The sequence below is a fragment of the uncultured Methanobrevibacter sp. genome (assembly GCF_946184425.1).
In the GTDB taxonomy this organism is placed as follows: Archaea; Methanobacteriota; Methanobacteria; order Methanobacteriales; family Methanobacteriaceae; genus Methanocatella.
The window spans coordinates 1-6,669 of record NZ_CAMHFP010000069.1; the positions used below are offsets into that span (position 1 = coordinate 1).

9 protein-coding genes are annotated in these 6,669 nt (G+C 34.9%); 5 read left to right on the top strand and 4 right to left on the bottom strand.

The features are described from left to right. Window positions 1–322 precede the first annotated feature (322 nt). Both thiI and fbp read left to right on the top strand, forming a co-directional pair. The gene (gene thiI / locus Q0P94_RS10180; RefSeq protein ID WP_295116274.1) at window positions 323–1,477 is read left to right on the top strand and encodes a tRNA uracil 4-sulfurtransferase ThiI; all 1,155 of its coding nucleotides are present in this window, start codon (window positions 323–325) and stop codon (window positions 1,475–1,477) included. Window positions 1,478–1,595: 118 nt separating this feature from the next. Continuing rightward, complete coding sequence (fbp, locus tag Q0P94_RS10185; RefSeq protein ID WP_295116276.1) at window positions 1,596–2,690, top strand: fructose-1,6-bisphosphate aldolase/phosphatase; 1,095 nt, start codon at window positions 1,596–1,598, stop codon at window positions 2,688–2,690. 147 nt (window positions 2,691–2,837) lie between these two features. Here fbp and Q0P94_RS10190 read toward each other — a convergent pair whose 3' ends face one another. Next, a complete protein-coding gene (locus Q0P94_RS10190; RefSeq protein WP_295116278.1) occupies window positions 2,838–3,077 on the bottom strand; it encodes a DUF3781 domain-containing protein in 240 nt (79 codons plus the stop codon). Between the two features lie 73 nt (window positions 3,078–3,150). Between Q0P94_RS10190 and Q0P94_RS10195 the strand changes: the two genes are divergently transcribed. Then, on the top strand, window positions 3,151–4,260 hold the full coding sequence (locus tag Q0P94_RS10195) for an ABC transporter permease (RefSeq protein ID WP_295116281.1): 1,110 nt from the start codon (window positions 3,151–3,153) through the stop codon (window positions 4,258–4,260). A 9-nt stretch (window positions 4,261–4,269) separates the two neighbouring features. After that, window positions 4,270–4,968 (top strand): ABC transporter ATP-binding protein, encoded by a 699-nt coding sequence (locus tag Q0P94_RS10200; protein WP_295116283.1) that lies wholly within the window; start codon window positions 4,270–4,272, stop codon window positions 4,966–4,968. A 28-nt stretch (window positions 4,969–4,996) separates the two neighbouring features. On the opposite strand, the gene Q0P94_RS10205 is transcribed toward Q0P94_RS10200, so the two are convergent. Beyond that, on the bottom strand, window positions 4,997–5,239 hold the full coding sequence (locus Q0P94_RS10205) for a DUF357 domain-containing protein (RefSeq protein ID WP_294007677.1): 243 nt from the start codon (window positions 5,237–5,239) through the stop codon (window positions 4,997–4,999). After that, complete coding sequence (pgsA, locus tag Q0P94_RS10210) at window positions 5,232–5,801, bottom strand: archaetidylinositol phosphate synthase (protein ID WP_295116286.1); 570 nt, start codon at window positions 5,799–5,801, stop codon at window positions 5,232–5,234. The genes Q0P94_RS10205 and pgsA overlap by 8 nt, the downstream gene beginning before the upstream one ends. A 47-nt stretch (window positions 5,802–5,848) precedes the next feature. Here pgsA and Q0P94_RS10215 point away from each other — a divergent pair, with 47 nt between their 5' ends. Next, the gene (locus Q0P94_RS10215; protein ID WP_295116288.1) at window positions 5,849–6,430 is read left to right on the top strand and encodes an L-threonylcarbamoyladenylate synthase; all 582 of its coding nucleotides are present in this window, start codon (window positions 5,849–5,851) and stop codon (window positions 6,428–6,430) included. Between the two features lie 11 nt (window positions 6,431–6,441). On the opposite strand, the gene Q0P94_RS10220 is transcribed toward Q0P94_RS10215, so the two are convergent. Continuing rightward, the coding region (locus Q0P94_RS10220; RefSeq protein ID WP_295116290.1) for a hypothetical protein at window positions 6,442–6,669 on the bottom strand (228 nt) is incomplete at its 5' end.

Genomic DNA, 6,669 nt, shown 5'->3' on the forward strand with positions numbered 1-6,669 from the left:
AGACACAGTAAAAAGAGTAATAAAAGTAAGAAGATAACTCCTTTTTATCTTCTTCAATTTTTTTATTTTTTAGAAAATTTTTTCCATCATGATTCTCATTTTCAGGCATTATAAAATTCATGGTTGGGATTATAAACTTGTTTTAATGGATTCTGCATTCAATTATTCTATTTTGTAGTATTGGTCTGTGTTCTTTTTTTAGGTTATATATTGAAAAGTTTTATAACTCATTAATTAAAGAAATATGTCTGCTGTTATATTTCTAAAAATTAGTATTGAAGGGATAGCTATTTTTTCAGCATATACTAAAAAGAGTGTTTAAATGAATTACGATTTGATTATTGCCAGATATGGTGAAATTGGACTTAAAAGTCCTAAAATAAGGTCACGTTTTGAAAGAAAGCTAGTTAAAAATATTAAAGCTACTTTTGATTGTGATGTTGATAGAAATCAGGGAAGAATTTATATTCATCCTGAAGATTTTGAAGATGGTGTAGAAAAATTAAGCAGGGTATTTGGTGTTGTCTCATACTCTCCTGCAACTTCAACACATACAAGCTATGAAGATATTGATAAAACATTGACCGAGTATGTTGAACAGTTGGTTAAAGAGGATTTGATAGATGAAAATACTAAATTTGCCATTAAATGCCGTCGTGTAGGAAAACATGATTTTACCTCACAGGAAATGGCGGCCCACTGTGGGGGAGTTGTAAGAAATGTTGTTCTGGCACCTGTTGACTTGACAAATCCTGAGTTGACAATATTTGTTGAAGTGAGGGAAGATGATGCATATATTTTTCATGAAAAAATCAAAGGTCCGGGCGGACTGCCATTGGGAACTCAGGGAAAAGTCATTGTACTTTTGTCAAGCGGTATCGATTCTCCTGTTGCAGCATACCTGATGATGAAGAGGGGCTGTGAGGTTGTGGCTCTTCACTGTAATAATGATCCGTTTTCAGGTCCTAAAGTCACTGAAAACTTCAATAAGTTGGTTAATCAGTTAAACATATATGCCAAAGGAACTCCAATAAAAAGAAGAGTTATTGACTATGGTGAATATTTACAGACAGCTAAAGAGAAGGCACCTGAAAAAATGACCTGTGTTTTATGTAAATCAGGAATGTATCGCATTGCAGAAAAATTAGCCCGTAAATTGGGGGCAGATGCCATTGTTGATGGAAGCAGTGTGGGACAGGTTGCTTCACAGACTTTATCAAACATACTGGCAACAAGATATGGTGTCGAAATGCCAATTTTATCTCCGTTGATAGGTCTTGATAAAGAGGAAATCACAGCTATTGCGAAAGATATTGGAACTTTTGAAATATCTAAAATCGATGATGGGGGATGCAGTGCAGTTCCTAGGTATCCTGAAACTCGTGCCGATTTAGAACGTGTAAAACAGGCATGTGAAGATATGAATCAGGATGCTGAAGTTCAAAAAGCTTTTGAAAATATTAGAAGATTGGATTAATATTTTCATTATTTACTTTTTTTTAAAATAACTCTGTTAAACATAATTATTATATAGTATACTCCTCAAAAATAATAAATGTCTAGTAAATAAATAATTTACTAATCGAGGTATTAAAATGAAAACTACTGTTAGTGTAATTAAAGCTGATATCGGAAGTGTGTCCGGACACTGTGTGGCACACCCAGAATTAATGGATATCTGTGACAGTGTATTAAATGACGCATTAGACACTGGTATCTTAAAAGATTACTATATATCCCGTTGCGGAGACGACATTGACTTAATCATGACCCACGACAAAGGGGAAGAAAACGAAGAAGTACACGAAACTGCATATAATGCATTCATGAAAGCTACTGAAAGAGCACGTGAATTAAAATTATATGGTGCAGGTCAAGACTTATTATCTGATACTTTCTCTGGAAACATCAAAGGTATGGGTCCTGGTGTGGCAGAAATGGAATTCAAAGAAAGACCATCTGACCCTGTTTTAGTATTCTGCTGTGACAAAACTGAACCTGGTGCATTCAATTTACCAGTATTCAGAATGTTTGCAGACCCATTCAACACTGCTGGTCTTGTAATTGACCCATCATTACACGATGGATTCAAATTTGAAGTATTCGATGTAATCGAACACAAAAAAGTTATTCTCAACTGTCCTGAAGAAATGTACGACTTACTTGCATTAATCGGTTCCACCGGAAGATACGTAATCAAAAGAGTATGGAAGAAAAACGGTGAAATCGCAGCAGCAATAAGTACCGAAAGATTAAACTTAATGGCTGGTGAATACGTAGGTAAGGATGACCCAGCATGTATCGTAAGAGCACAATCCGGTTTCCCTGCAAACGGTGAATGTGTAGATCCATTTGCATTCCCACACATGGTAAGTGGATGGATGAGAGGATCCCACAATGGTCCTATGATGCCGGTATCTGAAGCAGAAGCAAACCCAATCAGATTCGACGGACCACCTAGAGTAATAGGTTTAGGATTCCAAGTAGCTAACGGTGAATTAATCGGACCTGTAGATTTATTCGATGACCCTGCATTCGATCCAACCCGTGAACAAGCTGCTAAAATTGCAACTTACATCAGAAGACACGGTCCATTCGAACCTCACAGATTACCTGCTGAAGAAATGGAATATACTTCACTTCCTGGTGTAATGAGTAAATTAGAATCCAGATTTGAAGATATGGAATAGATTTAAGAGATTTCAACTCTCTTCTTTTTTTTACTTTTTTTGTTAATGAAATATTTTAATCTGTCGTGTTTTTTTTATATTTATTCGTTATGATGAACATCCATATTGAAATACTTATTTGCTGTGTTGAACAATTGCTATAAAAGATTATTTTTTGTGTGCAGTTATTATCGTAAAGCTGCTTGAATTGATTGTAATTCTGCAGTCATCGACTTCTACATAGTAATTTTTACCTTCTTTTGTTACAGTCGAATTTTCTTGTTTCAATTTGGAAATGCAGTAGCTTACAGGTTCTTCACTAATTTCTAAATTTTTCTGTATTCTTCCAATTCCCATTTCAGTTGTGTGGATTTTGCCGATATTTTCAATTAAAATTTTCTTGTGCATCTTATCACCTATTTTTGGCACTTTAGTAAATGTAATAATTAGTTATTTATATATTACTCTCCTATTTAGTATTATGTCATTTTTAAAATTCATTATTAAAAATCCATTCCGGAGGAAGACTAGTGCAGTTCTATCAATTGTAGGAATTGCAATTGGGATAATAGTGATAGTTGCTCTTGGTGGAATTACAGACGGTTTGGTTAACACTTTTGAAGAAACAATTCATGCTGGGGGTGCCGATTTTCAAATTTCAGGAAAGGAAACCGGAGACTCAGCATATGGGACAAATACAATAAATGCTTCCTGGACAGATAAGATTGCAAATGTTTCTGGTGTGGATGAGGCCTATCCGATTTATGTTGTTTTGACATCTGTCGGAGATGATTATAGAAATACATTGATAGGAATTGATCCTAATGGGACCACTCTTGCCGATATTTCAATGAAAAATGGCAGGATATTTGAAGATAACTCATCCGAAGTTATTTTGGGCGAAATCTATGCGGATGACAATAATTACTCTGTTGGAGATAATATTGAAATCGACGGGGAGGACTTTGAAGTGGTTGGAATCTATGAAACCGGTGACCAGAATATGGCTAGTGGGGTATTCACTTCAATTACTAAAGTTGGAGATTTGATGGATGATGAGGATTCCATCTCAAACATTTATGTAAAAGTCAAAAAGGGTCAGGACCCTCAGACTGTTGCAGACAGAATTGATGCAGAGTATGGAGATAATATTACGACAGTAACTTCCATAATGGAAATGACTCAGATGGCAGATATGCTGAACATGCTTCAGGCATCAACTTGGGCGATTTCACTTTTAGCTATTATTGTTGGTGGTTTGGGAATAATCAATACCATGTTGATGTCAGTATTTGAAAGAACCCGTGAAATGGGTGTTTTAAAGGCAGTCGGATGGTCAAATGGGAAAATCCTGACTATGATTGTAGGCGAATCTCTGGTGATTACAATTGTGTCTGCAATCATCGGTTCACTAATAGGATTTTTGGCATGCACATTTTTAGGTCCTCAAATGGGTATCGAACCGTTATTCACTCCAAAAATATTTGTTCAGGCATTTGCAATAGCTATTTTTGTCGGAATAATTGGAGGAATATATCCTGCAATCAAGGCGATGAAATTGCCTCCAACAGAGGCATTGAGGTATGAGTGAGGTGATAATATGAATGCAGTAGAAATGAAGAATGTTTATAAAAGTTATGAAAACGGTAATATAAAGGCATTAAATGGCATTGACCTCACTATAGGGGAAGGTGAATTCGTATCAATAATAGGTCCTTCAGGTTCGGGCAAATCAACTTTGCTGAATATGCTTGGAGCTTTGGACATTCCGGATTCAGGCAGTATCAATGTTGCTGGTCAGGATTTGAATACTTCAAAAAAATTGAACGAATTCAGAGCCCAGAAAATAGGATTCATTTTCCAGTTGCATAATCTCATTCCAAATATTTCCGTTGTGGAAAATATTGAAATTCCTATGTTTACTCAAAAATTATCCTCCAAAGAAATGAGGGCTAAGGCTTTGAAGTTGTTGGATGATGTAAGTCTTAGAGATAAGGCAGACATAATGCCGAACAAATTGTCTGGTGGGGAACGTCAGAGGGTGGCTATTGCCCGTGCACTTGCAAATGACCCATCAATAATATTGGCAGATGAACCAACAGGATCACTTGATTCCAAAACAAGTAGTAAAATCCTTAAGCAACTAATCGATTTGCATGAAGATAAAAATGTAACATTGATAATTGTAACTCATGATATGGATGTGGCCAAACTTGCGGACCGAGTTATTGAAGTTCTTGATGGTGAGATAATTTCTGCAGGTGATGATTCATTGATTAACAGTAAAATAGATGTTTAATTTTGGATATGGTTGTAAAAATAAATCTTTAGATGATTCCATGAATCATCCTTAAAGCATCTAACAATCCGTGACTGTATTCGATACAACCGAATGCAGTTCGCATATCCTCTTTTTCTAAATAATATTTTGAATCATTCCAATAATCAATGGCTCGGTCATATACTTCTTTTTCTTTTCCTTCAAAAGTAATGTCAGCCACTTGATTCAAATTTCTTTCCAATTTTGCTATATCCTTAGCTATTTTTTCCGGACTTTCTAGTTCAGTCATTCAATTGCCTCCAAACGTGGAATATTCTCTGTCCAACAGTAAAGTATGATAAGATTACCAGTATGTAAATGATGTATGTGAAGTAGATGTCTCCAGCGAAGTATCCGATTATTGATCCAACCATTAAAATAATCATTCGAACTGCACGCTCTGCAATTCCTATGTTGCATTCTACTCCCTGTGATTCTGCTCTTGATCTTACATAACTTACGCAAATTGCAGAATGGATTGCCAAAACACCAACAAACCAGTCGCAATATCCTCCAAATATTATTCCGATGTAGATTATTGCATCTGCAAATCTGTCCATTGTTGAGTCCAGAAATGCACCAAATTTTGATGATCTTCCGTGATATCTTGCAACTGCGCCATCCACCACATCTAAAAATCCTGAAAATAAAATGGCGATGCATCCTAATAGTAATAGATGATTTGCAAAGCCATATGCTGCAATAACTGCAACAAATGGGGATATGACTGTTACAATATTTGGATTTATATTTAAATTTCGAGCGAGTGGGTTCAATATTTTTGTCAATAATGGTCTTAGAGATTGAAGCATAATTTATATATAAATATTTCATCTAATATAATTGTTAGGTAATGAAAATGAAAATATTGAAGACTAGTCTTGAAACATTGGATGAAAAGGTAATTGATGAAGCTATTGAAGTTTTATCTAATGGTGGTGTTGTTTTATATCCGACAGATACTGTTTATGGATTGGGTGCAAATATTTTTAATAATGATGCTGTTAGAAGAGTATTTGAAATCAAACAACGAAGTTTATTAAAGCCACTTTCAATTCTAGTTAGTGATATTCGAGCTATTGATTTGGTTGCAAGAGTTTCAATACATCAAAAAGAAATAATCAATGACTATCTTCCGGGACCATATACATTTATTTTGAAAAAGGAAAATGTTGTTCCTAGAGTTATAACAAGTGGTTCTACTTATGTTGGTGTTAGAGTTCCGAATAATACTATTTCACGTAGGCTGGCCAGTTTATTTCCAATAACAACCACAAGTGCAAATATTTCAGATGAAGAGGTCTTATCTAATCCGACTGAAATTCTTGAGCAATTGGACTGCGATGTTGATTTGGTAATTGATGTGGGCGATTTGAAATCAAACCATGCTTCAATGATTGTGGATTTGTCCAAAACAGTTCCAAAAATAATAAGGAGGTAAGAGATTAATAATTAATCTCTTCTATATTTGATTATTAATATTGATCCTAATATTAATATTAACAATATTGATATAGGTACTTCATATCCAGTGGTATGTTTTAGAAGATTATTCTGTTTATTTTGAGTTTTTTCATTTTCAGTTTGGGCAGGGGTAGTTTTTTCGCTGTTGCTTTGAATTATTATTGTTTGGTTTTGTTCGGTTTTGTTTTGTGTTGGGTTTGTTGTTTGGTTTTGTTC